At 70.0% G+C, this 26670-nt stretch carries 20 protein-coding genes and 1 pseudogene; 15 read left to right on the top strand and 6 right to left on the bottom strand.

What is annotated here, in order from left to right; translation table 11 throughout:
* Positions 1–131: 131 nt before the first annotated feature.
* From YWW_RS0100105 to clpB, 4 genes are all read left to right on the top strand, one after another.
* Positions 132–2201 carry an SPFH domain-containing protein gene (locus YWW_RS0100105; RefSeq protein ID WP_026928492.1) on the top strand — a complete coding sequence of 690 codons (2070 nt, stop codon included), beginning with the start codon at positions 132–134 and terminating at the stop codon, positions 2199–2201.
* 98 nt (positions 2202–2299) lie between these two features.
* Positions 2300–7240: a DNA repair ATPase gene (locus YWW_RS0100100; RefSeq protein WP_026928491.1), complete on the top strand. Its 4941-nt coding sequence runs from the start codon at positions 2300–2302 to the stop codon at positions 7238–7240.
* Positions 7241–7367: 127 nt separating this feature from the next.
* Positions 7368–8042 carry a hypothetical protein gene (locus YWW_RS36730; protein ID WP_026928490.1) on the top strand — a complete coding sequence of 225 codons (675 nt, stop codon included), beginning with the start codon at positions 7368–7370 and terminating at the stop codon, positions 8040–8042.
* 257 nt (positions 8043–8299) lie between these two features.
* Entirely contained in the window at positions 8300–10903 is a 2604-nt protein-coding gene (clpB, locus tag YWW_RS0100090; RefSeq protein ID WP_026928489.1) for an ATP-dependent chaperone ClpB, read from the top strand.
* A gap of 358 nt (positions 10904–11261) precedes the next feature.
* On the opposite strand, the pseudogene YWW_RS27405 reads toward clpB, so the two are convergent.
* Positions 11262–11987: pseudogene (locus YWW_RS27405) on the bottom strand (cation diffusion facilitator family transporter).
* Complete coding sequence (locus YWW_RS0100080) at positions 11987–12316, bottom strand: ArsR/SmtB family transcription factor (protein ID WP_026928488.1); 330 nt, start codon at positions 12314–12316, stop codon at positions 11987–11989. Before YWW_RS0100080 ends, YWW_RS27405 begins: the two are co-directional and overlap by 1 nt.
* Before the next feature lie 361 nt (positions 12317–12677).
* Here YWW_RS0100080 and YWW_RS0100075 point away from each other — a divergent pair, with 361 nt between their 5' ends.
* Positions 12678–13589, top strand: a complete 912-nt coding sequence (locus YWW_RS0100075; protein ID WP_026928487.1) for a hypothetical protein — start codon at positions 12678–12680, stop codon at positions 13587–13589.
* A 12-nt stretch (positions 13590–13601) separates the two neighbouring features.
* A complete protein-coding gene (locus YWW_RS0100070) occupies positions 13602–15377 on the top strand; it encodes a TolB-like translocation protein (RefSeq protein WP_026928486.1) in 1776 nt (591 codons plus the stop codon).
* A 166-nt stretch (positions 15378–15543) separates the two neighbouring features.
* Here the strand turns inward: YWW_RS0100070 and YWW_RS0100065 are convergent, their stop codons facing one another.
* Entirely contained in the window at positions 15544–16479 is a 936-nt protein-coding gene (locus tag YWW_RS0100065; protein WP_026928485.1) for a DUF6528 family protein, read from the bottom strand.
* A gap of 562 nt (positions 16480–17041) precedes the next feature.
* Between YWW_RS0100065 and YWW_RS0100060 the strand changes: the two genes are divergently transcribed.
* The gene (locus tag YWW_RS0100060; RefSeq protein ID WP_026928484.1) at positions 17042–17677 is read left to right on the top strand and encodes a LysE family translocator; all 636 of its coding nucleotides are present in this window, start codon (positions 17042–17044) and stop codon (positions 17675–17677) included.
* Positions 17678–17696: 19 nt separating this feature from the next.
* On the opposite strand, the gene YWW_RS0100055 is transcribed toward YWW_RS0100060, so the two are convergent.
* Together YWW_RS0100055 and YWW_RS0100050 are read right to left on the bottom strand one after the other, a co-directional pair.
* On the bottom strand, positions 17697–18134 hold the full coding sequence (locus YWW_RS0100055; RefSeq protein ID WP_211228378.1) for a GNAT family N-acetyltransferase: 438 nt from the start codon (positions 18132–18134) through the stop codon (positions 17697–17699).
* Positions 18115–18693: a riboflavin biosynthesis intermediates N-glycosidase gene (locus YWW_RS0100050; protein ID WP_026928482.1), complete on the bottom strand. Its 579-nt coding sequence runs from the start codon at positions 18691–18693 to the stop codon at positions 18115–18117. The genes YWW_RS0100055 and YWW_RS0100050 overlap by 20 nt, the downstream gene beginning before the upstream one ends.
* 451 nt (positions 18694–19144) lie before the next feature.
* Between YWW_RS0100050 and YWW_RS27400 the strand changes: the two genes are divergently transcribed.
* From YWW_RS27400 to YWW_RS0100020, 6 genes are all read left to right on the top strand, one after another.
* Positions 19145–19825 carry a cupin domain-containing protein gene (locus YWW_RS27400; protein WP_211228377.1) on the top strand — a complete coding sequence of 227 codons (681 nt, stop codon included), beginning with the start codon at positions 19145–19147 and terminating at the stop codon, positions 19823–19825.
* Positions 19822–20361 carry a type 1 glutamine amidotransferase domain-containing protein gene (locus YWW_RS0100040; protein WP_026928481.1) on the top strand — a complete coding sequence of 180 codons (540 nt, stop codon included), beginning with the start codon at positions 19822–19824 and terminating at the stop codon, positions 20359–20361. Before YWW_RS27400 ends, YWW_RS0100040 begins: the two co-directional genes overlap by 4 nt.
* On the top strand, positions 20361–21095 hold the full coding sequence (locus tag YWW_RS0100035) for an HAD family hydrolase (protein WP_026928480.1): 735 nt from the start codon (positions 20361–20363) through the stop codon (positions 21093–21095). The genes YWW_RS0100040 and YWW_RS0100035 overlap by 1 nt, the downstream gene beginning before the upstream one ends.
* 51 nt (positions 21096–21146) lie before the next feature.
* Positions 21147–21812: a type 1 glutamine amidotransferase domain-containing protein gene (locus tag YWW_RS0100030; RefSeq protein WP_026928479.1), complete on the top strand. Its 666-nt coding sequence runs from the start codon at positions 21147–21149 to the stop codon at positions 21810–21812.
* 140 nt (positions 21813–21952) lie between these two features.
* The gene (locus tag YWW_RS0100025) at positions 21953–22849 is read left to right on the top strand and encodes a LysR family transcriptional regulator (RefSeq protein WP_026928478.1); all 897 of its coding nucleotides are present in this window, start codon (positions 21953–21955) and stop codon (positions 22847–22849) included.
* 57 nt (positions 22850–22906) lie between these two features.
* Positions 22907–23518 (top strand): DUF4291 domain-containing protein, encoded by a 612-nt coding sequence (locus tag YWW_RS0100020; RefSeq protein ID WP_026928477.1) that lies wholly within the window; start codon positions 22907–22909, stop codon positions 23516–23518.
* Positions 23519–23675: 157 nt separating this feature from the next.
* On the opposite strand, the gene YWW_RS0100015 is transcribed toward YWW_RS0100020, so the two are convergent.
* The gene (locus YWW_RS0100015) at positions 23676–24692 is read right to left on the bottom strand and encodes an NADPH:quinone reductase (RefSeq protein WP_026928476.1); all 1017 of its coding nucleotides are present in this window, start codon (positions 24690–24692) and stop codon (positions 23676–23678) included.
* Between the two features lie 385 nt (positions 24693–25077).
* Between YWW_RS0100015 and YWW_RS33545 the strand changes: the two genes are divergently transcribed.
* Together YWW_RS33545 and YWW_RS35570 are read left to right on the top strand one after the other, a co-directional pair.
* The gene (locus tag YWW_RS33545) at positions 25078–26052 is read left to right on the top strand and encodes a transposase (RefSeq protein WP_211228376.1); all 975 of its coding nucleotides are present in this window, start codon (positions 25078–25080) and stop codon (positions 26050–26052) included.
* Between the two features lie 384 nt (positions 26053–26436).
* The coding region (locus YWW_RS35570; protein WP_425402678.1) for a transposase at positions 26437–26670 on the top strand (234 nt) is incomplete at its 3' end.

Below are 26670 nucleotides of genomic sequence, written 5' to 3'. Positions count from 1 at the left end.
CGGAGTACCGAAAGGCGGGATCCGGCGAGCGCCCGTACCCCGTGAGTTGACAACGCTCAGTAATGTGTGAAGACGCCCGAACCCAAGCCCCTGAAATCCCGTCCCCCCCGAAGTCTCAATAAGGAACCACCATGGACACTGCCAACTCGGCGACACTGGTCACGCTCGTAGTGGCCGCGGTCATCTTCGTGGGCCTGCTGCTCATGATCGTCCGGCTCTACCGGAAGGTGGCCCCCGGTCAAGCCCTGGTCGTCACCAAGCTGCGCACCCGCAAGGTGTCCTTCACCTCGGCGCTGGTCCTGCCGATCATCCACAAGGCCGAGTACATGGACATCTCGGTCAAGACCATCGAGATCAACCGGAACGGCAAAGACGGCCTGATCTGCCAGGACAACATCCGCGCCGACATCTCGATCACGTTCTTCGTGCGCGTCAACGCCACCGCCGACGACGTCCGCAACGTCGCCAACTCGATCGGCACCAAGCGCGCCTCCGACCAGGAGACGCTTCAGGAGCTGTTCAACGCCAAGTTCTCCGAGGCGCTCAAGACCGTCGGCAAGCAGCTCGACTTCACCGACCTCTACACCAACCGCGACGAGTTCCGCGACCGCATCATCCACGTCATCGGCACCGACCTCAACGGCTACTCGCTCGAGGACGCCGCCATCGACTACCTCGAGCAGACGCCGATGACGGTGCTCGACCCGCAGAACATCCTCGACGCGCAGGGCATCCGCAAGATCACCGAGCTGACCGCCAAAGAGGCGGTCACCACCAACGAGTACCGGCGCCACGAGGAGAAGGAGATCAAGCGCCAGGACGTCGAGGCCCGCGAGGCCGTGCTCGAGCTCGAGCGCCGCCAAGAGGAGGCCGAGATCCGCCAGCAGCGCGAGATCGAGACCCTCCGGGCCCGCGAGAGCGCCGAGATCCAGAAGGTCCAGTCCGAGGAGCGCCTCAAGTCCGAGACCGCGCGCATCAAGACCGAAGAGGCCACCGGGATCCAGCACGAGAACCGCCTGCGCGAGATCGCCGTCGCCGAGAAGAACCGCGAGCGCGTCATCGCCGTCGAGTCCGAGCGGATCGAGAAGGACCGCATCCTCGAGGTCGTCGCCCGCGAGCGCGAAGAGGAACTGGCCCGCATCGCCGCGAACAAGGAGCTCGAGGCCCAGAAGCGCGACATCGCCGACGTCATCCGCGAGCGCATCGCCGTCGAGAAGACCGTCGCCGAGCAGGAAGAGGGCATCAAGCGCCTGAGGGCCACCGAAGAGGCCGAGCGCGAGCGCCAGAAGGTCATCATCCTCGCCGAGGCCGAGGCCCAGGAGAACCTGGTCAAGGACATCAAGGCCGCCGAGGCCGCCGAGGCCGCGTCCAAGCACCTCGCGCGCCAGCGCCTGACCGAGGCCGAGGCCGCCCAGCAGGCCGCCGAGATGGAGGCCGCCGCCAAGATCCGCCAGGCCGAGGGCGACAAGGCCCTGGCCGCCGCGCCCGGCCTGGCCGAGGTGCAGGTCCGCGAGGCCGAGGCCGACGCGATCGAGAAGGGCGGGCTGGCCGAGGCCAAGGCCGCCGAGGCGAAGGGCAGGGCCGAGGCCGAGGCCTACTCCGCGATCGGCAAGGCCGAGGCCGACGCGACCGCCGCGAAGGGCACGGCCGAGGCCGACGCCCTGCGCGAGAAGCTCGTCGCCGAGTCGGCGGGCCTGACCGAGAAGGCCGCCGCGATGGACGCCCTCTCCACCGCCTCCCAGGCGCACGAGGAGTACCGCCTGCGGCTCGAGATGGAGAAGGAGCTGCGCGGCGCCGAGATCGAGGCGCGGCGCGCCATCGCCGAGCAGCAGGCCTCCATCATCGCCGCCGGGCTCTCGAAGGCCGACATCTCGCTGGTCGGCGGCGACACCCAGTTCTTCGACCGGGTGGTCGGCGCGATCGGCTACGGCAAGGCCGTCGACGGCTTCGTCGAGCACTCCGACGTGGCCTCCTCGATCGCCGCCACCTGGGCGAACGGGAGCACCTCGTTCTCCGAGGACCTCAAGAGCGTCCTGTCCGCCGTCGGCACCGAGGACATCAAGAACCTGACCGTCTCGGCCGCGCTGCTCAAGCTCATCCAGGGCGGCGGCGGTGACCGCGACATGCTGGACGGCCTGCTCGTCAAGGCCAAGGAGCTCGGCGTCGCCGAGCGCCCGGCCGTCGAGATGACCGCACGATAGGCCCCCGGGCCGCCGCACGGGATCGCCGATCCCGTGCGGCGGCCCCGCGCCTTCCGAGACGAGACTCGTGGTTACCGCAGAACCGTAGAGGGACGACCATGGCCGAAGAGAACACCGCCGCACCCGACGCCGCCGGCGACGGCGCAGCGAGCACCCCCGACAGTGCCCTTGACGTCGGCACCTATGAAGTCCTGTCGACCCGCCTCGCCGACTTCGCCACCGAGCTGACCGGCCGCGCCGAGACGCTCAACGCCGCCCGCACCGAGGCCTTCGGCTCGACCGAGCTGCGCCTCGCGGGCACCACCCGCATCCGCACCGCCAACAACTGCGTCCCGCGCGACATGGTGCAGGTCGGCGGGCACCTCCTCTTCGGCTACAACGTCCACATGGGCCTCAAGTCCCACACCGACGTGGGCGACGTCTTCGCCCTCCACGAGTTCGCCGCCGAGGACGGCAAGTTCTCCTTCGCCGAGGTCGAGCAGGCCGGGCACGTCCTCGACGACGCGCGCTTCACCGCCGACTTCACCGAGATGTACCGGTACTACCGCTCGACCGAGCTGCTCCAGGTGCGCCAGGTCGACACCCGCCTGCTCGCGGTCTTCCGCATCGGCGAGAACCTCGCCGACCAGCGCGTCCTGCGCTGGCAGCTGCGCCCCGACGGCACCGCCGAGTACCTGGACGCCCGCGGCGAGGCCGACAACGTCTGGCCCGAGCCGTACGACTTCGAGTGGGTCGAGACCAGCCGGGACGACCACGTCACCGGCCGCCACCCGCACGTGTCCATCGAGGACGAGATCTTCGTCGAGTGCACCGGCGGCACGCTCACCGTCAAGGTCGAGGACAACACCGAGACCGGCGAGGGCATCTTCTCCGAGCCCGTCGCCGAGCCCCTCCAGTCGCTGGCCGACGCCTCGATCGCCTACGCCCGCGTCGGGCCGCTGATCCTGCTGCGGATCCTGCCCTACAAGGAGACGCAGACCCGCTACCTGATCTACAACCGCCGCACCGGCGAGGTCCAGCGCGCCGACGCCGTCGGCGCGGCCTGCCGCCGCCTGCCCGAAGACCACGGCATCATCTTCCCCGGCGGCTACTACCTCAACGAGGGCAAGCTCAAGACCTTCGACCACGACACCACGGACCTGCGCTTCAAGCGCGTGATCCGCTCCCCCAACGGCGAAGACGTCCTCTTCGTCTTCTACCACGAATCCGAGGGCCGCTCGCTCCTGCTGCCGTACAACGTCATCCGCAAGGAAGTCGCCGCGCCGATGACCGTCCACGGCTACTCGATCTTCGACGACGGCACCCTGCTCGCCTTCCGCTTCACCGGCGACGAGGCCACCCGCGTCCACCCCATGCAGGTGTGGGAGACGCCCTTCGTCTCCGAGGCCCACGCCGCCGCCCACGAGAGCGGCGACACCCCGATCCACCGCATCGGCAACGCCGAGGCCGTCCGCGCCGTCTCCGACGCGCTCTCGGTGGCGCGCATGGTCCGCGAGATGCGGCCCGGCCAGGCCGTGTTCGAGGCGCTCATCGCCGCCGCCACCCGCTGCCTCGACGACTACCCGTGGCTCGGCGACGAGGGCCTGTTCGCGCTCGACGAGACGCTGCGCAGCGTCCGCGACACCGCCGAGGCCGTCCTCGACGAGTACGCCACCGTCGCCGAGCTGACCGCCGAGGCCGGCAAGGCCCTGGCGCAGGCCGAGACCGACACGCTGAAGCTCCTGCGCCGCGCCCGCGGCGAGGCCCCGAAGTCCGCCGAGCAGTGGGTCGGGCTGCTCACCGAACTGCGCGGCGCCCAAGGCCACCTGGTCACCCTCCGCGACCTCCGCTACGTCGACACCGAGCGCATCGACGGCATGGAGGCCGAGCTGGGCGAATGCCTCGACGGCACCGGCAGGCGGGCCGTCGCCTTCCTCGAACGCGAGGACGCCTTCGCGCCCTACTTCGCCGAGATCGGCGAGCTCGAGCACAAGGCCGAACGCATCGAGACCGTCGCCGGGTCCGCCCCGCTGGTCGAGGACCTCGACGCCCGCCAGCACGGCCTGGAGACCCTCACCGAGGTCGTCTCCACTCTGGAGATCGGCGACGCGACCGTCCGCACCGCCATCCTCGGGCGCGTCTCGGAGGTCCTGGCCGCCGTCAACCGCACCCGCGCCACCCTCGCCGCCCGCCGCCGCGAGCTGTCCGTCGGCGAGGGCCGGGCCGAGTTCGCCGCCGAGTACGCCCTGCTCGGACAGGCCGTCACCGCCGCGCTCGCCGCCGCGAACACGCCCGCCGACTGCGACGAGCAGCTCGGGCGCCTGCTGCTGACCGTCGAGAACCTCGAGACCCGCTTCGCCGACTTCGACGACTTCCTCGCCCAGTTGGCCGACAAGCGCACCGACGTCTACGAGGCGTTCTCCTCGCGCAAGCAGAACCTGCTCGACGAGGCCGCCCGGCGCGCCGAGCGGCTCGCCGCCTCGGCCGACCGCATCCTCGAAGCGGTCGCCCGCCGCAGCGCCTCGCTGTCCTCCCTGGACGAGGTCAACACCTACTTCGCGACCGACCCGATGATCGAGCGGCTGAGGCGCGTCGTCGCCGAACTGCGCGAACTCGACGACACCGTCCGCGCCGAGGAGATCGAGGGCCGCATCCAGGCCACCCGCCAAGAGGCGGGCCGGGCGCTCCAGGACCAGCTCGACCTGTACGACGGGGACGCGATCCGCTTCGGCGAGCACCGCATCCCGGTCAACACGCAGCCGCTGGACCTCACACTGGTGCCGTCGGGAGAGGCACTCGCGTTCTCGCTCACCGGCACCGACTACCGCCACGTCGTCGACGACCCGGCCTTCGCCGACACGAAGCGGTACTGGAACCAGTCACTGGCCTCGGAGAACGCCGAGGTCTACCGGGCCGAGCACCTGGCCGCCTCACTGCTGGCCGAGCACGGCGCCGCGAAGCTCCTCGCCGAGGAGGACCTGCCCCGCTTCGTCTCCGCGGCGGCGGCCGAACGCTACGACGAGGGCTACGAGAGGGGCGTCCACGACGCCGACGCCGCCGCGATCCTCGCCGAGGTCCTGCGGCTGCACGCCGCGGCCGGGACGCTGCGCTACACGCCCGCGTGCCGGGCCGCAGCGCGCCTGTACTGGGTCCACGGCGTCGACAAGGAGGACCGGGAGCGCCTCGCCGCCCAGGCCAGGTCGCTGGCGCGGGTCCGCGAGACCTTCGGGCGCCCCGACGCGATGGCCGGGCTCGTCGCCGAGCTCGAAAGCGAGCTCGGGCCGTTCCTCGACGGCTCGCGGCTGTCGCTCCACTTCAGCTTCAAACTCGAACCGCAGACCGAGCTCGCCGCCGAGTACCTCGCCGAGGAGCTCGCCGCCACCGGAGCGTTCGCCGCCTCCGGGCGCGCCCGCGAGCTGCTCGCCGCGTTCGAGCGGCAGATCGGCCCGGCCGCGAAGGCCGCGTTCGAGGACGACCTGCTGGCCCTCGACGGCGACCTGTACTCCCAGTGGGGCCTGGCCTGGAACTGGCTCGACGCCTTCCTGCGCAGGACCGAGGACGAGCGCTTCGACGCCGCGGACCTGCCCGAGGCGCTCGCGACGCTCCTGGCCGAGGCCGACTCGTACGACGTCACCGCCGAACTGGCCTCCGAGGTCGCCGGCCTGCTCGGCGTCCATCCGCGCATCGAGAACCGCGCGCTGCGGATCCGCTTGGACGAGTTCCTCGCGCGCACTTCCCGGTTCGCGGCGCGGACCATGCCCGGCTACCGCGCCTACCAGCGCCGCCGCGGCGAGATCATCGAGGCCCACAAGCGCGAGCTGCGCGTCGAGGAGTTCAAGCCGAAGGTCATGGCCGGCTTCGTGCGCAACCAGCTCATCGACGAGGTCTACCTGCCGCTCATCGGCTCCAACCTCGCCAAGCAGATCGGCGCCGGCTCCGGGGACGCGCGCCGCACCGACCAGTCCGGCATGCTCATGCTCATCTCCCCGCCCGGCTACGGCAAGACCACGCTCATGGAGTACGTCGCCGACCGGCTCGGGATGCTCCTGGTCAAGGTCAACGGGCCCGCGCTCGGCTACGAGACCGTCTCGGTCGACCCGGCCGACGCGCCGAACGCGACCGCCCGCCAAGAGGTCGAGAAGATCAACTTCGCGCTCGAATGCGGCAACAACGTCCTGCTCTACCTGGACGACATCCAGCACACCAACCCCGAGCTGCTCCAGAAGTTCATCTCGCTGTGCGACGCCCAGCGCAAGATGGAGGGCGTCTGGAGAGGCCGCACCCGCACCTACGACCTGCGCGGGAAGCGCTTCGCAGTCTGCATGGCCGGCAACCCGTACACCGAGGCCGGGCAGCGGTTCCGCATCCCCGACATGCTCGCCAACCGCGCCGACGTGTGGAACCTCGGCGACGTCCTGTCCGGACGCGACGCGGTCTTCGCCCAGTCCTACATCGAGAACGCGCTGACCTCGAACAGCGTGCTCGCCCCGCTGGCCGGGCGCGACCGGGACGACATCCGGCTGCTCATCCGCCTGGCGTCCGACGACCCGACGGCCGCGCCCGACGCCCTGCAACACGCCTACGCGGCCGGGGAGCTCGACCAGATCCTCTCCGTGCTGCGCAAACTCGTCCGCGTCCAGCAGACCGTGCTGCGGAACAACCTCGCGTACATCGCGTCCGCCGCGATGGACGACGCCGCCCGCACCGAGCCGCCGTTCCTGCTCCAGGGCTCCTACCGCAACATGAACCGACTCACCGAACGGGTGGTTCCGGTCATGAACGACGAGGAGCTCGAGGCGCTCATCGACGACCACTACGCGGGCGAGGCGCAGACGCTGGCCTCCGGCGCCGAGGCGAACCTGCTCAAACTGGCGGAGCTGCGGGACCGCTTGACCGAGGAGCAGCGGGCCCGTTGGGAGGCGGTCAAGGAGGCGTTCCGTCGCGAGCAGACGCTCGGCGGGGGCGACGACGATCCTATGTCGAGGGCTGTCGGGGCCATCACCTTGCTGTCCGACCGGGTCGGCGGCATCGAATCGGCATTGCAGCAAAGGTCCCGGTAGAAGCGGCGATTCTCCCGTCTACGCTCAGCGAAGTCGGAGTCGACGACCGGTACGCTCTCAAAGAAGCGTGACAACTAAGACCCGTTGTGCCCCTGTAGCCGTATTCCATCGAATAAGGGAGGTCCCCGTGCCGACGAAGACGGGAGCGAAGATCCGGATCATCGTCCTGGGCACAGGCCAGGACGCCGAAGAGGCCCGCGAGATCGCCGCGGCCGACGCAGATGTCGCGATCGCCGCGAAGTTCACGAAGACGGTGACGCACTTGCTCATCGACGACACGGTGAAGTCGTCCGAGGCCCGTGTGAAGAAGGCCGAGGAGACCGGCGTGCCCGTCATCAAGCTCGCCGACCTGAAGGAACTGCTCGTCGACGGCGCCACTGTCGAACCCGAAGAAGTGGCCGAACCCGAAGAGGCGGCCGAACCCGAAGCGGCCGCCGAGCCGGAGAAGGCCCCGGCCGCCGAGGCCGCCGCCGAACCCGAGCCCGCTGCGGAACCGGAGCCGGTGGTCGAAGCCGAGCCGGAACCCGAGCCGGTGGCCGAGTCCGTGGAGCTGGAGCCCGAGGACCGGCCCGCGGCCGTCGAGGAGCCGGCCGCCGAGCCGGAGCCGGAACCCGAGCCCGAGAAGGTCGTCCCGGCCCAGGCCGAGGCGCCCAAGGTGGAGCGGGAACCCGAGATCGACCAGATCGAGGAACCGGCCGCCGAGAAGGCCGACGTCGAGGACGAGGCCCAGAAGCCCTCCCCGAAGCCGGGCTTCGTCGCCAAGCTCAAGTCCATCTTCGGCAAGACCGGCGCTCGCAAGTAGTACCGCGAACCCACTCAAGCCCCCGGGCCCCCCAGGGCCCGGGGCTTTTTCGGCTCCGCGCCGGCCGCGTCCGAACGTCATTCGCGGCGTTCGGGACTCGCCCCGCCGCTGCGCCGAAGCCCCGGGCCCGGCGGCTCCGGGGCCTTACCCTGTGAGCTGAGGCAAGACGCTGGCCGCACAAAAGTTGAGTCATATAGACTCAACTCCGGTCATCCCACCGACTGCTCGAAATCGCGCCCAGGAAGGCAGACAGACACGTGGACGTCAACCGTTTGACCACCAAGAGCCGCGAAGTCATCTCGCAGGCCGCCCGCACCGCCGCCGCGGGCGGCAACCCGGCGGTCGACCCCTGGCACCTGCTCGACGCGCTGATCACCGTCGACGGCTCCACCGCGCCGGGCCTGCTCCAGCTCGTCGGCGTCACGCCCGGCGCCGTCTCGGCCGAGACCGAGCGCCGCCTCGACGAGATGCCCTCCGCCTCGGGGCCGTCCGTCTCCGAGCCCTCCATGGCCCGGGAGTCGCTGCGCGCCATCAACGCCGCCGACAAGATCGCCACCGACTACGGCGACGAGTACGTCTCCACCGAGCACCTCCTCACCGCGCTCGTCCAGGCCGGCGGCGAGGTCGGCTCCTACCTCGCCGAGCAGGGCGCCACCGAGAAGAAGCTGCTCAGCGCGTTCCCGACCCTGCGCGGCGGTGATCGCAAGATCTCCAGCGCCGACCCCGAGCAGGGCTACAAGGCCCTCGAGAAGTACGGCGTGGACCTCACCGAGACCGCCCGCTCGGGCAAGGTCGACCCGGTCATCGGCCGCGACACCGAGATCCGCCGCGTCATCCAGGTCCTGTCCCGCCGCACCAAGAACAACCCGGTCCTCATCGGCGAGCCCGGCGTCGGCAAGACCGCCATCGTCGAAGGGCTCGCCCAGCGCATCGTCGCGGGCGACGTCCCCGACTCCCTGAGGGACCGCCGCGTCATCCTCCTCGACCTCGCCAGCATGATCGCCGGCGCCCAGTACCGCGGCCAGTTCGAGGAGCGGTTCAAGTCCGTGCTGGAGGAGATCAAGTCCTCCGACGGCGAGATCATCCCGTTCATGGACGAGCTGCACACCATGGTCGGCGCCGGCAAGTCCGAAGGCTCGATGGACGCCGGGAACATGCTCAAGCCCGCTCTGGCGCGCGGCGAGCTCCACATGATCGGCGCGACCACGCTCAACGAGTACCGCGAGCACATCGAGAAGGACGCGGCCCTGGAGCGCCGCTTCCAGCAGGTCTACGTCGGCGAGCCGTCCATCGAGGACACCGTCGCCATTCTGCGCGGCCTCAAGGAGCGCTACGAGGTGCACCACGGCGTGCGCATCACCGACTCCGCGCTGGTGGCCGCCTCGCAGCTGTCGGCCCGGTACATCACCGACCGCCAGCTCCCCGACAAGGCCATCGACCTGGTCGACGAGGCCGCCTCGCGCCTGCGCATCGAGATCGACTCGCGTCCCGAGGAGATCGACGAGGTCGAGCGGGCCGTGCGCCGCCTCGAGATCGAGGAGACCGCGCTCCAGAACGAGACCGACGACCCGGCCTCGGCCGAGCGGCTCCAGGCGCTCCAGCGCGAACTGGCCGACGCCCGCGAGCGCCTCGCGGCGCTGAGCCGCCAGTGGGCCTCGGAGAAGGACCGCATCTCCAAGGTCTCCGAGCTCAAGGAGCAGCTCGACGACCTGCGCACCCAGGCCGAGCGGGCCGAACGCGAATACGACCTGGAGAAGGCCGCGCAGCTGCGCTACGGCAAGATCCCCGAGCTCGAACAGCAGCTGACGGTGGCCGAGGCCGAGCTCGAGCGCACCGACGAGCCGGTCGCCGAGGCCCCGATGCTCAAGGAGGAGATCGACGCCGACGAGATCGCCGACGTCGTCTCGTCGTGGACCGGCATCCCCGCCGGGCGCCTCCAGGAGTCCGAGACGCACAAGCTCCTCAATGCCGAGCGCGTCCTCGGCGAGCGCGTCGTCGGCCAGCGGGAGGCGGTCACCGTCGTCTCCGACGCGCTGCGCCGCGCCCGCGCGGGCCTGTCCGATCCGAACCGGCCCACCGGCTCGTTCATCTTCGCCGGGCCCAGCGGCGTCGGCAAGACCGAGCTGGCGAAGGCCCTCGCCGAGTTCATGTTCGACGACGACCGGGCGATGATCCGCATCGACATGGGCGAGTACACCGAGCAGCACTCGGTGGCGCGCCTCATCGGCGCCCCGCCCGGCTATGTCGGATACGAGGAGGGCGGCCAGCTCACCGAGCCGGTGCGGCGCAGGCCGTACTCGGTGGTGCTGCTCGACGAGGTCGAGAAGGCGCACACGCGGGTCTTCGACACGCTGCTCCAGGTCCTCGACGACGGGCGCCTGACCGACGGGCAGGGCCGCACGGTCGACTTCCGCAACGTCATCCTGATCATGACCTCGAACCTCGGCTCGCAGTCGCTGACCGACCCGACGCTGGAGGCCGAGGCCAAGCGCGAGTCGGTGCTGGGCGCGATCCGGGGCCACTTCAAGCCCGAGTTCCTCAACCGGCTCGACGACATCGTCATCTTCCACGCTCTGGAGCACGAGGACCTCAAGTCGATCGTGGACGTGCAGCTGCGCCAGCTCCAGCGGCGCATGGACACGCGGCGGCTCAAGCTCACCGTGGACGATGCGGCGAAGTCCTGGCTGGCCGAGCGCGGCTTCGACCCGGTCTACGGGGCCAGGCCGCTGCGCCGCCTGATCCAGACCTCGATCGGCGATCCGCTCTCGCGCGAGCTCCTGGAAGGCAAGATCATCGACGGCGACACGGTGAAGGTCGGCGCCACCGGCCAGGGCGACAAGCTCACCGTCGACCGAGGCTGACGCGCCCTTCGAGGCGGTCGAGACGAAACCTCGTGCCCTGCCTCCGCCGTTTCCGCGCGGGGCGCCGTGAGTGATCGACCAGCTCGCCGGGGGTGACACGGCCTCCGTCGCGTGCGCGGGGGCGCCGCCCGGCGATCGCGTAGGCGAGCCGCTCTGCCGGAGGCGTTTCGAGCGGTGTTCGAACCGAGGTTGACCGATCCCAATTGAGCTGAGGCGTCGATGATCCGCTGACCTGCTGTTTTTCATCTTGGTTGTGGCAGTGATCGCGGATGGCGTCTCGCTTCAGCTGAGGTGGATCGGCAAGTGTGGCGGCCGAGTTCGTTGAACTCGGCCGCCGCTGGGTGTTGGTGGAGTGGTGTTACTTGTCGTGGCCGCAGCAGCCGTCGTCACAGCCAGCGGCTGCGTCGGTGTCGGCCGCGAAGGCAGCGGCTGCGGGGGTGCAGCAGTTGTCGCCCTTCCATGCTTCGACGCCTTCCCTGACGGCGACGGCGGCGATGACGATCGCGGCGAGCGGGTCGGCCCAGGCCCAGCCGAACAGACTGTTGAGCGCGAGCCCGACCAGCAGGACCGCCGAGAGGTAGGTGCACAGCAGCGTCTACTTGGAATCGGCGACGGCGGTGGCCGAACCGAGTTCGCGCCCGGCCCGGCGTTGCGCGAAGGACAGGAACGGCATGACCGCGAGCGAGACCGCGGCCAGGACGAGGCCGACCGTGGAGTGTTCGGCTTCGCCGCCACCGAGGAGGCTGCGGACTGACTCGAAGGTGACGTAGGCGGCGAGGGCGAAGAACGAGAGGGCGATGATGCGCAGCGCCCGGTGCTCGCGCGCTTCGCGGACCTCGGGGTCCGAGGCGGAGAACTGCCAGGCGACCGCGGCGGCGGAGGCGACTTCGATGATCGAGTCGAGTCCGAAACCGATGAGGGCGGTCGAGGAGGCGATCGAACCGGCGACCAGGGCGACGGCGGCTTCGATCACGTTGTAGGCGATGGTGGCCGCGACCAGGAAGCGGATGATCCGGGTGAGCTGAGCGCGCCGCGCAGGACTCGGACCGGTCGGCTTGCGCGCGAGCGGGATTGGCGAGGCCATTAGCAGCAGCCCTGCTCGTCGGTCGCGTCGCAGGCCTTGGGGTCAACGGCGAGGACGACGCCGAGGAGGTCGCCCAGGGCGTGGCCGAGCCTGGCGTCGGCGAGTTCGTAGCGGGTGCGGCGGCCCTCGGGGGCGGCGACGACCAGGCCGCAGCCTCTCAGGCAGGCGAGGTGGTTCGACAGGGACTGGCGCGAGACACCGAGGGTTGCGGCGAGGTCGGCCGGGTAGCCGGGGGCCTCGCGCAGCGCCAGCAGCAGGCGCGAGCGGGTGGGGTCGGACAGGGCGTGGCCGAAGCGGGCCAGGACCTGTCCGTAGGTCAAGGTCTCCATGGCACCGATAGTACACGGAATCATGTATTCATCAACCCGTGTACTGTTCGCTCTGGGGGCGCCTCTCCTGAACTGAGACGACTCCCGGATGCCTCCGCTGAAACGAGACTGCCCCGGAATCGATGAGACGCGACAGAGATGCGACCACTGGGATCCTAGCGCCGGATCGGCTCCAATACCTGAAAACGTGCGAAACAACGGTTTGAAACCCTCGTTTCCGTGAAAGTACCCGTTTCACCGGAATTCCGCCGCGATATTGGCCAATATGGAGTTACTTCTGAGTCGGACTCTCGACTCTCCACCGATCCGGAGTATCGCCATGGCCGCTATCGAGCATCCGCTTCTTTCGCGACGGACCCTGTTGACCGGTCTGGCGGCGATGTTCGCCTCGGGTGTCGCCATCGCGCCCGCACAGGCGAGCGCCCAGGGCTCCGCCTCGTCGATCCGATCCGCCGCCGCCTTCGGCGACGGGCTCGTGGCGCTCACCGCCGACGCCGGGGCCGCGGCGCCCTACGCGATCCGGCACCTCGTCGTCGACGCCGACCAGCGCGTCGCCCTCGGCGAACGCCTCGCCGTCGACCTCCCCAGCGGCTTCCACCCGCACTCGATGGCCGCGCGCGACGCGACGCTGTGGATCACCGGCGCGGTCGACGAAGCGGCCGCCGACGCCTCCCGCGCCCGCCCTGCCCTGCTGCGGATCGACGGCGACCGGGTCGCGTTCGCCGAGCTTCCGGTCCCCGCCCAGATCCGATCCGGCGTCGCGACGTCCCTGACGCTGCCGGGGGCGCGCGGTATCGCCGTCGCCGTCGAAGGCTGCCCTGACGCGGAGATCACCATGATCACGCGAAGCCACCTCGCGTTCAGCGCAGATGACGGCCGCACTTGGCGAGACGGCCTCATCGTCGAGGGCCTCGGCGAAGGCTACGGCACTGTGCTCGCCGCCGTCGGCGACCGCATCCTCGTCGTCACCGCCGACGGCGCCGGAACCCAGACCTCCTACACCGGCGTCGACACCGCCCTGGAACTCGTCGCCACCGTGCAGGGCGCCGGGCGCCCCATGGCGGCGATCCCCACCGCCGACGGCGAGGTCAGCGTCTTCAGCGACAGCGGCGGGGAGGTGCGCGAGACCCGCTTCGCCGAGGACGGGCTGGTGCGCGAGCCCTCGGGCGAGGGGTGCGGATGCGCGGGCGAGATCGTCGCGGTCCACGGACGCCTCGGCGCCAGGCTCGAGATCGACGCCGACACCGCCAGCGCCAGCGCCAAAGGACTTTGATCAGGAGGTGCCATGGGATTCCCGAGCAGCAGCGAAGCCTTCTCGTCATCGCGGTGCGAGCTGCCCGACATCACCCGCAACTGGATCGGCGAACACAAATGGCCCCTGCGGTACCGCACGGCGTTCGACGGCAGCGGCTACGGCGTCCACCCCTCGGTCACCTCCTTCACGATGCACCAGGAGGCCCACGAGCAGTGCGGCGGGCTCGCCGCCTCCTTCGACGACCTCGGCCGGAAGTACCCGCCCCACGGCGTCCCGTGGAGTCTGAGCTGGGTGGGGCTGGCCGGGGCGAAGGTCTGCAAGAAGGGCTACCACCGCTACGGGGCGGCGGTCGACCTCACCAAGGTCTCATGGGGCGCGGACCGTTTCGTCGACCTCGCCGTCCACGGCAAGGACGGCCGGGTGCGGCTGCGGCGCCGATACCTGGCGGTCGTGGCGATGTGTCGCAAGTACTTCGGGACCGTCCTGCACGTCCACAATGATCCCGACGGCTCCCACTGGAACCACATCCACGTCGACCGGGGACGGTCGGTGGTGGCGCTCGACTGGGACTACGGCACGGACGTCACGATCATCCAATGGGCGGCCAGGGACCTGGCGGGGATGTCCGACATGGCCGTCGACGGCGTCTGGGGGCCGCAGACGCGCTCCGGCTACGAGCGGCTGCGGGACAGGTTCAAGGCCGGCTCGGTCGATCCGACCGGCTCGGTCGGCAACGCCCGCGCATGGCTGAACGTGATCGCCCAGCACGCCATGGCGAACCAGGACGCGGGAGCCTTCACAGTGGAGTTAGGGGACGACATGGCCGATCGCAGAAGCATCATCGGCGCCACCGCGTGCGGGGTGGTGCTGGCCGGCGGCCTGCTCGCGTGCGACGACGGATCGGCGGGCGGCGAGGAGTCCGAGCCCGGCGTGCTGTACGGCGTCGGCGACGACCACCGGCTGTGGCGCTGGGACGTCGGCGAGGGCGAGCCCGAGGCGGTTCTGGACGCCTCCGGCGTCTGGGAGCGCGGCGGGGACGTGGGGCTGGTCTTCCAGTCGACGCTGAGCATCGCCCCCGACCAGCGGCACGCCTCGTGGGTCTCGGGCGGGACGCCGGACAGCGACCTCCAGATCGTCGACCTCGAGACCGGCGAGTTGACCGGGACCGTGCCCTACCCCGTCGACCACGCGTGCGTCGACCCGGTGTGGTCGCCGGACGGCTCGGCGGTGATGGCGCACCGCGTGCCGGTCTGGGGCGACACGGGCGCCCCTGTCGAGGTGTTCGGGTCGGTCGAGTGGTTCTCGCCGACGGCCGAGAAGCTCGACACCGCGACGGTCCTCGACGAGGGCTGCCGGGTGCGGTGGTACGAGTCCGACGGCGAGGTCGAGGGGATCTACCACGACCTCGCCGTGACCGAGCTGTACCGGGTGAGCGAGACCGGCGAGCACGTGGAGACGATCCCGATCGACTCGCTGAGCGGCGTCGAACCGGCGGTGACGGGCTTGGCGGAGGTCGATCCGAGCGGTCGGTACGTGTGCCTGGCCGACGGCTACGAGGCCGAGGGCGGCTATGAGGGCGGCTTCGTGATCCGGCCGCAGACGGGGAGCAGGGTCATCGACCTCTCCAATGGGGAGGCCGCCGGGCAGGAGGGCTCCGGCTGCGAGTCCTTGACGGCCGACGGCTACCTGGCCCGGGCCGACACCGCCGTGAAGTTCATCGACTACGAGGGCGAGACGCTGTGGGAGGAGGAGCTCCCGCCCGAACTCGCGAACTCGCCGAATCTGTTCTACTTCCAGGACGCCTGAGGGCACGCCATGGGCACCAGGGGCGTGCCCTGGTCTGCTTCCAGGACGCCTGAGGGACCCGGCCGGAGCCTCGGGCTCGGACAAGTCACAAGTCATATGAGTGAAGTGGAGGCCATGGCCCATGACCTCCACTTCACTCATATGACATGTGCCGCCGGGCGGTCGCTCAGTTGTAGCGGGTGGCGTAGTAGCGGGCCTTGTAGAACTCGGCGCCGGAGCGGGTTCGGTCGGTCGTCTCGGAGAAGCGGACGGTGGGGCTGCCCCAGTCGCGCGAGCCGGCGTTGTCGCCCCTGATCCAGAAGTACTCGCCGGTGCTCATCTTGACGTAGGACTTGATGCGGGTGTTCTCGTGGAGCCGCGTCTTGGCCAAGGTGGACTTGTCGATGGAGTAGACGCCGTAGGTGTCGGTGACGATGACGCGCCCCGAGTCGGAGTAGTCGGGCTGGAGGTCGTGCCCGAGCCCGGAGAGCGCGACCGATCTGCCGGTGGACTTGAGGCGCGCCTCCCGGTAGGTGCCGCTGACCGAGTAGGCCTTGACGACCTTGTCGCCGCAGGCCCACAGCAGCTCGTTCTGCGGGTCCCACAGGACGCCGTGCGCTCCGGCGAGGGAGACGGTCTGGACCTTGGCGAGCGTCTCGGGCCTGGAGATGGCGGTGGGGGCGTAGACGGTGAGGTAGCCCTCGGAGCTGGCCGAGACGAAGACGCCGATGTTGGGGATGCGCTCGAGCGCGTGGGGGTTGCCGCCGGGGGAGGCGCTCCAGAGGACGTCATTGAGTTCCTGGTGGAGCTCGGTGGTGATGTTCCAGATGCCGACCTTGCCGCCGGAGGCGGCGGCGAGGCCGATGGCCCCGAACTGGGCGGTGTCGCGGATGCGGACGTCGGAGAGGTTGTACCAGCCGCCGGTGCCCGGGCTGAAGGTCTTGTAGACGTTCGCGTCCGTGAAGGCCGCGTTCTTGTCGAAGACCATGATCTTGTTGTGGGTCTGCTCGGTGACGATGACGCGGAAGTCGGGGGTGTCGGCCATCGCCACGCCGCTGACGGCTCCGACCGTGGCCAGCGGCGCCGCGACGGCGGCGGCCCGCAGGAGGTTGCGCCTTTTCATTTCGTTGTGCTCCTTCGTCTTCGTGGGGAGAAGAGCGGTTGCGGTCGTTATGGACGGCAACTGAACCCATAGTGTGTTATGCGAACCAGTCTCGGGTGGAGCGCAGTGGAAGTACAGCCGAAGCGCGGCTGAAGCGCAGACGACGCACAGTGGAAGTACGGCCGAAGTGCAGTGGAACGGCGCCGGGCCTCGGCGTGTCGGACGGGTGTCCCGCCAGTCGGGTGACGACACGGACGTTTCAGGCGTGTCGGGGCAATGGCGACGGTCGCGATGGCCGATGATGTGGAGGAGTGCCCAGCGGCGGCGTCGGCGACCGAACCGGTCCCGGCGCCGCCGTGCTCGTTCGCGGGCGGCCTCCTCGGCGGACACGGGGTCTTGAAGGCCTTCCGCGACCCCCCGCGGTCGGTGGCTGCGGGAGTGTTGAGGGTCGGTCGTGAACCGTGCCGCGATCGGTGGACGCGGAGTCTTGAGGGCTTTCCGTGAACCGTGCAGTGGCCGGCGGAGGCGACGCAGGCGATGGAACGGCGTTGACCGGCTCGGGGCGAAATGGTTGGATCTGGTCATGCTCAGTGTCGGTCAACTGCTGGCGTTCGGCGTCGCCGCGCTCATCATCATCCTGATCCCCGGTCCGAGCGTCATGTTCGTCGTCGGGCGGGCCCTGGCCTATGGGCGCCGGAAGGCCGTGCTCACCGCGATCGGCAACGCCGTCGGGGCGTTCGCGGCGGCGGCGCTCGTCGCGGTCGGGCTCGGAGCGATCGTCCAGCAGTCGGCGCTGGCCTTCGGCATCGTCAAGTACGCCGGTGCGGCCTACCTCATCTTCCTGGGCGTCAAGGCGTTCCGGGACCGCAAGGGGGCGCTCGAAGTGCCCGACGCCGCCGAGGACGAGCCAAAGCGGACGGCGTGGACGGTCTTCGAGGGCTTCCTGGTGGGAGTCCTCAACCCGAAGACGATCCTGTTCTTCCTGGCGATCCTGCCGCAGTTCGTGAATCCCGATGCCGGGTCGGTCATGGTGCAGATGCTGGTGCTCGGGGCCGTCTTCGCCGCGATCGCGGTCGTGTGCGACACCGGGTGGAGCCTCGTGGCCTCGGCGGCCCGGAACCTGCTCAGGTCCCCGCGCTCCAAGCGGGTGCTCGGCGGTGTCGGCGGGACGTCCATGATCGGCCTCGGCATCGCCGCGGCCGCCGGCGAACGCGCCTGAGCTTCGCGGAGCCGCCCGTTCAGGCCCGCCACCGGTAGTGGACGTCGGGCAGGCCCTCCTCGTTGTCGCCCCCGTCGCCGCGCTCGACGACCGTGAAGCCGTGGCGCTCATAGAACCGCATGGCCGCCTCGTTCCGCTCGAACACCCGCAGCTCGAGCCCGTGCCCGCGGGCCTGCATCGCCGACTCGAGCAGCTCGGAGCCGATTCCGAGACCCTGATGCTCGGGGTCGACGTACAGGTGGTCCAGCCATGGGCCGTTCAGCGCCGCGAACCCGACGACCCGCCCGTCGAGCTCCGCCACGCACACCTTGCACTCGGCGAGCATCACGTGCTCGATCCACGCCCGAGTCTGCTCGTCCGAGTACAGCCGCGGCAGGTACTCCATGCCCGCACGCGCGGCGAGGAAGACGTCCCCGATGCCCGCCGCGTCCCCGCTCTCAGCCCGCCGAAGCAGCACCGGCGAGCCGATCCCTGGCGGCCATGAGCGCGAAGCCGAGCAGGTTCAGACCCCGCCACGCCGAAGGCGAGTCCGCGTCCGGGTCGTCGGCGCTCAAGCCGATGCCCCAGATCCGGTCCCTCGGGCTGGCCTCGACCAGGACCCTCTCTCGCGTTCCGAGCAGGAACCGCTCCAATTCCGGGTGCTGCGCGAACTTGGCGACGTTCCCTCGCGTCACGATCGCGAAGCGGTGCTCCTTCCACACCTCGCCGTCGAAGCCCCGCACCTCGCGCCCGAGCCGCTGGGCCTCGCCGGGGTGCCCGGCCTCCAGGATCTTCTCGGCGCCGTCCTCGTCCCCGAACAGCCAGGCCTTGTGCGCCATCATGTAGTGCTCGGCGGAGGCGAAGACGCGCCCGTCCTCGGTGAACTCGGCGGGCCACCACTGGCTGAGGCACCCGGCCCCCAGGCCGTCCGGGCCGGGCGCGTGGCCCCAGAAATGCACGAACCGCAGCCGCTCCCCGGCCCGTTCGGCGGCGACGGCCTCGTCGACGCTGCGCGGCAGCCCACCTGATGCGAACATCGCATCACCATGCCACACCGCCGGTCGGCGGAGCAACGGGATAGCGGTCGAGCAGGCCCGTCTCGAAGCGGGACATCGCGACGCGCAACGGGCCTCCATGCTTCTCCGCCCAGTGACCGAATTCAACTGTGATGCGAATCAAGAAGAGGTATTCGGCGTTCGGCGCCCACCGGGGCCAGTGTGCATAGAAATAGCTTTCGCCGCCTGAAGGAATTGCTATTGGACAATCATGCGAAAGCCTTGCTGCAATGGGACCCACCAGAGCCGCAGCGTGCAGCGTCGCATCGGCGGCTCAAGGGAAACCCTTTCAGACGGAGGAGAAACACCGATGTCGATCCCGAATCCTCCCGCACCGCCAACATCACTTAAGTCTACTTCACGTTATAGGCCGATCGAATTCGAGGCGGGGAGCCGCGATATCGAACGGCTGAACTCCCTCTCCAAGGAGGGAATGCGCGCCGGCGTCGAGCAATTCGACACGGACTCGTACCTCGACGACGTCATCCCGAAGCCGTGGGGATACGAGTACCGCGCCTACGTCGACGACTACTTCGACTTCTGGGCGCTTCACATCGAATCGCCCCACAGCACCTCCATGCACGTCCACCCCCGCAAGGTCACCTACCTGCTCTGCCTGAGCGGGCAGGGCGTCACCAGCGGGCTCGCCAAGAGCGTGGACGTCGGCGTCGGCACCATGCTCCGCATCGCCCCCGGCGCCTTCCACACCACCCGCAGCACCGGCGGCGAGCCGCTCGAACTCATCGAGGTGGAGACGCCTCGGAACAAGTTCGACCTGCTGCGACTCGAAGACGGATACAGCCGCGTGGGCGCGCCGTACGAGTCCGACCACCGGGACGCCGGCCGCCCGATGCGCGCCGTCCGGAACCGGCCCCACGCCCGCATCCGCCCCCGCTCGCCCGACAAGCGGACCGAGTACAGCGTCCGCACCGGCTTCGACGTCTTCTACAGGCGCGCGGTCGGCGACATGTTCTACGTCCCGCTGTGCATGTCGGGCGCGGTCCATCGCGAGGTCGAGATCCTCACCAACGCGAGCGACCCCCGCCGCCCCAACACCGACACGGTCTATCTCGCCATCAACCGCCCCGAACGAACGGAGGAACCCCGGCCATGACCCGCAACGCAGTGATCATCACGGGACCAGGCTTCCAGGACCACGACGTGGTCTACACCTACTACCGGATGCTCGAGGAGGGCTGGCAGGCCGACATCGCCACCAAGAACGGCGAGCCGGTCGTCGGCAAGTACGGCGTCCCCCTGCCGATGGACAAGACCGCGGCGCCGCTGATCGGCTTCGACGACCTCGAGGTCGAGGCCTACGACGCGGTCATCCTCACCGGCGGCCACGAGGCCCCCGACCGCGTTCGCCAGGACGGGCGCGTGACCGGCTTCGTCTCCTCCATGGCCGAGTCCGGGAAGGTCGTGGCCGGCCTGTGCCACGGTCCCTGGATCATGGTCAGCGCCGGAGTGCTCAAGGGCCGCAAGGCCTGCGCCTACATCGGCCTGCGCGACGACGTCGTCAACGCCGGCGCCGAGGTGGTCGACAGCGACGTGATCGTCGACGGCAACATCATCACCTGCTCCTACTACGCCTATGTCGGGGCGTTCATGAAGGCGGTCTTCGAGACCGTCGAGAAGCTGGAGGCGTAGTGCTCGTCCTCGACTTCGACGGCGTGATCGCCGACGCCTTCGACGAGTGCGCCGCCGTCGCGTGGCTGGGCATGCGCCCGAACGAGCGGGACGGCGCGGCCGAGGACCACCTCGGCCGCGCCCCCGCCTCGTTCGCCGAGCGGTTCCGGGCGGTCCGGCCCTACTGCCGCACCCTCGACCACTTCATCGTGGCGCACGTCCCCGGCTCGACGGAGATCGCGGACCAGGCGGACTTCGACCGCCGCTTCGCCGAGGCCGGCGAGGCCAGGGCCGCGGCCTTCGCCGAACGCGCCACGGCGGCCCGCGAGGCGATTCGCCGGCGCGACCCGGCCGCGTGGGCGGCCATGCACACCCTCTACCCGGGCATCGCCGAACTGATCCGCGGCGCGGGGGCGCCGGTGGCGATCGTGACCGCGAAGGACGAGCCGTCCGTCCGCGCCATCCTGGTCGCCCACGGCCTGGAGGAGGGCGTCCGGGCGGTGTTGGGCGAGTGCCACGACAAGGCGCGGGAGCTCGAACGGCTCTGCGCCGAAGCGGGTCTGGACGCGGCGTCGTCGGTGTTCATCGACGACAACTTGGACAACGTCCTCCGCGTCCGCTCCACCGGCGCCCGAACATTCTGGGCCCGTTGGGGTTACAGCACACCCGAGCAGCACGCGCGCGCCGAGGCGCTCGGCGTCGACGCCCTCGACCTGGCCGACCTCCCCGGCCTGGCCTCGGCCTCACGGATTTGACGGACCCGGCGGCGAGGGACCGCCGGAACGACACATGAAGGGAACGAACTGATGAGCAAGAAGATCCTGCTGGCCTTGACCAGCAACGCCGAGCTCGGCGACACCGGCCGCAAGACCGGCTTCTACGTGCCGGAGGCCGCGCACCCGTACCGGGTGTTCCGCGACGCCGGCTTCGAGGTCGACTTCGTCTCGGTCAAGGGCGGCGAGCCCCCGCAGGACGGCCTGAAGGACGACGACCCGGTCCAGAAGGAGTTCCTCGAGACCGAGGGCGAGCGGTTGAAGTCCACGCCCAGCGCGGGCGAGGTCGACTCCGGTGAGTACGACGCCGTCTTCTACGTCGGCGGGCACGGCACCATGTGGGACCTGCCCGACTCCGAGGAGCTGGCGCGGCTGGCGGCCGAGGTCTACGAGCGCGGCGGCGTCGTCGCCGCGGTCTGCCACGGCCCGGCCGGCCTGGTCAACATCAAGCTCTCCGACGGCTCCTACCTCGTGGCCGGGAAGCGGGTCAACTCCTTCACCGACGAGGAGGAGGCCGCCGTGGGCCTCGACAGGACCGTGCCGTTCCTGCTCCAGCGTCGCCTCCAGGAGCGCGGCGCGAAGTGGGAGGGCGGCGCCAAGTTCACCGAGTACGCCGTGTCGGACCAGCGGCTGGTGACCGGGCAGAACCCCGCCTCGGCGGAGAAGACCGCCCGCCTGGTGGTCGAGGCGCTGTCGTAGGGCCGGTTCGCAGATCCCGACGCAACGCGTTGCCCGGTCCTCGTTCGAGGGCCGGGCAACGCGCCGTCCCCATGCGGTGGCGCACGGCGACTACGATCGCTCTGGAGCCCCCGTTCTCCGGCGACCATCGGAAGGCCGACATGCACCTGGACTTGCTGCGGAGTTTCATGGCCGTCTACCGGACCGGGTCGTTCTCCAGATCGGCGGTCCACCTCGGACTCTCGCAGCCGGGCGTCACCTCGCAGATCCAGAACCTCGAACGGCGGCTCGGCTTCCCGCTGTTCGACCGGACCGCTCAGGGGGCCGTCCCGCTGCCGAGGGCCCACGCGCTCGCCAAGGACGTCGCCACTCATCTCGATTCGCTGGAGACCCTGTGGAGCCGGCACATCGACGAGCTCGAGCCGATGGAGCCGACCGTCTACATCGGCGGCCCGGCCGAACTCCTCGGCGTCGCCGTGATCCCCTCGCTGAGCGAGTGCCTGACCATGGGCATCCGCATCCACGCCGTCCACGGCCTGCCGGGCGGGCTCCTCAAGGGCATCGGCGCGGGCAAGTACGACCTCGTCATCTCCACCACGAAGCCGGGCCGCGACGACCTGCGGGGCACGCCGCTGTTCGACGAGGAGTTCGTGCTCGTCGCGCCGCCGGACTACCGGCCGCTCGCCGACCTGTCCGAGTGCGCCAGGGCCGCGGGCGACTTCCCGCCGCAGTGCCGGATGATCGCCTACGCCCCCGATCTGCCGGTCGTGCGGCGCTATTGGCGAACCGTCTACAGCAGACTGCCCGACATGACCGGTGCGATGATCGTGCCTGACCTGCGGTCGGTGCTCAACGCCGTGAAGGCGGGCCTGGGGATCTCGGTGCTGCCCACCTACCTGTGCTCGACCGAGCTGGACCGGCGCGAGATCGAGATCGTGCACCGCCCCGAGACGATTCCGTTCAACACGATCTATCTGGTGGAGCGCCGCTCCTCGAGCGCCGACAGCGCCGTGGGGCGGGTGCGGAGCGCCGTGATCGAGGCCGCGCGCACCTGGTGAGCCGACACCCTCGATATCGGATTGCCGAACGGCCCGCGCGCTGTCAGGATTCGCGGTATGCCAACACCCCAGCGGCAGATCCGCGCCGTCCACGACTCCGACACCGTGACCGTCTACCAGGCCTACGACCCCGCCATCGCCTCCCCGGCCCTGGCGGCGCAGACCTTCGTCGCGCCGTTCAAGCGCGAGCGCATGACCTGGATCAAGCCGTCGTTCCTGTGGATGATGTACCGCTGCGGCTGGGCGGCCAAGCCCGGCCAGAGGCGGGTCCTCGCGATCGCGATCGCCCGAGACGGCTTCGAATGGGCGCTCGCGCACTCCTGCCCCAGCCATCCCGCCGACGACGAGGACCACGGCGCGTGGCGGTCCAGACTGGCCGCCTCGCCGGTGCGCGTCCAGTGGGACCCCGAGCGGGACCTCCGCCTGAACCGCCTGGAGCACCGATCGATCCAGATAGGACTTTCTGGGGAGGCCGTCGACCGCTATGCGGACGCCTGGATCGCCTCGATCACCGACGTCACCGGCCTCGCCAGGACCATCGCCGAGCACCTCGCCGCGGGCCGCACCGACGAGGCCCGCAGTGCTCTGCCCCCGGAACGCCCCTATCCGCTCCCCGAACACCTCGCCGCCCACATCGGAGCGACCACGCCGAGCCCCGAACAGCGGTGAGGCCGGGCGCGAACCCGGCCTGACCCGCGGGGAGAGCCGCTCTCAGCCCCGGCGAACCCGATCCGGTCGTAGCCGCCGATCTCCCGCGCAGCAGGTCCGAGATCGTCCCAGGCGTTCGCGAATGCGGAGGCCTGGAGTCCCCTGTGCCGAGCGGACGTCAGCGCGAGACGTCCACCAGGACCTTGCCGACCGCGCCGCCCTCCACGGCCCGGTGCGCGTCGGCGGTGCGGTCGAGCGGGAAGCGGACCAGCGGCAGGCCGTGCTCCTCGCCGACCGGCAGGGCGCCGTCGCCCACCGCCGCCGACACGTCCTCGGAAGCCGCGGCGAGCACCTCCGAACCGACCGTGTAGAGCACCAGGAACTGGAATCGCGTGTTCAGCATCATGTTCTGGCGCACGTCCAGTCCGACCGGCTTGTCGCCGTCGTTGGCGTAGACCGCGATCGTGCCGCGCGTCCGCAGGACGGCCAGGTCCAGGTCGAGATTCGCGCCGAGCGCCACCTCGGCGATGATGTCGACGCCGTCCGGGGCGATCGCGCGGATCTCGGCGGCCGGGTCGCCCTCGCGATAGTTGACCACGTGGTGGGCTCCGGCGGCGGTGGCCAGCCGGGCCTTCTCGGGGCCGCTGATCGTGCTGATCACGGTGGCGCCGGCCCATCGGGCGAGCTGGATCACCGCGTGCCCGACCGCTCCCGCTCCGCCCGCGGCGAGCACCACTTTGCCCTCGAGCGCCCCGGGGCGCAGACGCCTCGGCCCGTCCTCGGCGACGGTGAGCGCACGGTGCGCGGTGTGCGCTGGGACGCCGAGTGAGGCGCCGAGGTCGAAACCGGCCTCGTCGGGCAGCGGCACGGCCTGCTCGGCGGGCACGACGGTGAACTCGGCGGCGGTGCCGCCGGGCCGTCCAGGGGCGACCATGAGCAGCCAGACCCGCTGGCCGACCCGGTCGCGTTCGACGCCCTCGCCCACGGCCTCGATCACACCGGCGCCGTCCAGGTGCGGAATGACCGCTGACTCTGTGGGGCCGTTGGCGCCGGCGCGGGTCTTCCAGTCGGTCGGGTTGACCCCGGACACGGTGATCCGGACGCGGACCTCGCCGGGGCCGGGCTCGGGCAGCTCACGGTCGACGAGCTGCAGCACGTCGGGACCGCCGTGTTCGTGGTAACTGATGGCCTTCATGATCCGTCCTCGTTTCACTCGGCGCTGGTGCCGTGACATCCGCACGGGCTCGGTCCGCTCCATACCTTACGACGGGCGGGTAGCGGAAACCACCACTTGACGATCCAGACGAGCGCGGCGAACCGATATGACCGGCCGTTTCCATAGTGGGGATCTGGCCGCGGCGGCCCGCCGGGCCGTTCTCCGAGGAGCCGCTGCAACCCTCCGAATCCCCGCCTCGTCATCACCGACCGCCAGGCCGTGTCCGTGGACCGGGACGGACAGGTCTTCAGCTTGATTTTTAAGGTTTACTGCTGGTGGTGGTGAGCCCGCTTGACCATGAGCGAAGCCCTTGCCGGATGATTCTTGTTGCTACGCAAGAACGTTCATCTAGCAAGGGCTTCGCTTGTCTATTCTTCCTGAAGTCGGCGCTGTCGCTGGCGCTGGGGCGCTGGAGTCGTTCCGCGCCCGGTTCTACCAGTGTCTGACCTCGCGCGGCGATGCCCTGTTCGAACTGGCCGATGCGCTGCTGTGCAGCCCGGGCCCGGTGAGATCGCTGCCGGCCTTGTCGCTGAACGGCGCATTCCGACGCGGGCACGGAAGCCTGTACGAGGCACTGAACGCCGGCCGGATCGATACCGACCGGCTCCAGGGTCTGCTGTCCGGTCAGCGGCTCGGACGCGTCGGCGGCCGGATCGTCCTGGCCGTGGATGCGACCGGGTGGCTGCGCCCGGACGCGAACTGTTCGCCGGGGCGCTTGTACTGCCATGTGACCGGGCACGGCCGCGGCCAGGACCAGATGGTGCCCGGCTGGTCGTACTCCTTCGTCGCCACGCTCGCATCGGGCGCCTCCTCATGGACCCAGATCCTGGATGCGGTCCGCATCGGCCAAGACGACGATGCGGCCGAGACGACCACGGCCCAGCTGCGCAGCGTCATCGAGGCCCTGATCGGCGCTGGGCAACACCGGCCGGGCGAGGCGCCGATCCTGATCGTGACCGACGCGGGCTATGACGTGCCCCGCCTGGCCCACCAACTGGGCGACCTGCCGGTGATCATCATCGGGCGCCTCAGATCGGACCGGGTGCTCTACGGCCGCCCCACCCCCGCCTCCGGCCGGGGTCGCCGCCCGAAACACGGCCGCGCCCACCGCATGAGCGACCCGACGACCTGGGGCGAGCCCGATACCACCACGGCGACCGAGACGGCCCGCTACGGCCGCCTCGAAGCCCGGTCATGGGAGGCACTGCATCCATGGCTCAAGCAGCGATCGGCCTGGATCGACCACGACGGCGACCTGCCGATCATCGAGGGCACCCTCATCCGCCTGGAGACCGAACGGCTCCCGCACACCGGCACACCCCAGCCGCTGTGGCTTTAGACCTCCCAGTCCGGCCTCGATGCCGACTCCCTCGATGCGCTCTGGTCGGCCTGGCTGCGCCGCTTCGACATCGAGCACACCTTCCGCTTCCTCAAACAAACCCTGGGCTGGACCGTCCCCCAGCTCCGCGACCCCGAATCGGCCGACACCTGGACCTGGATCGTCATCACCGCCTTCACCCAGCTGCACCTCGCGCGCGAGCAGGCCGCCGACCTCCGTCTGCCCTGGGAAGCCCCCACAGCGCCCGGCCGGCTCACCCCAGCCCGCGTCCGCCGGGCTTTCCCGGACCTCCACGCGCAACTGCCCCCTCTGGCCAGCGCACCGAAACCGGGGCTTGATCCCTTGGTGTTGACACCCTGATGCTTCGGACCAGTAAGGTTCGGGGTGCAAGGAGTGAAAGTGTCGACCTCGAAGTATCACCGTCGTTTTCCCGAGGAGTTCAAGGCCGAAGCGGTCAGGATGTATCTCGACGNCCCCGCCACCACCTACACGGCGGTCGCGAAGAATCTGGGCGTCTCGTCCGAGACGCTGCGCAACTGGGTGAAACAGCACCGCAAGAAGCAAGGCGAATCACCCCAGTATCAGGCGCCGACCAGCGAGAACGAGGGCCTCGTAGGG

Source organism: Glycomyces tenuis DSM 44171, from assembly GCF_000427885.1.
Classification (GTDB): Bacteria; Actinomycetota; Actinomycetes; order Mycobacteriales; family Micromonosporaceae; genus Glycomyces; species Glycomyces tenuis.
This window is presented reverse-complemented; position numbering and strand designations above follow the sequence as displayed.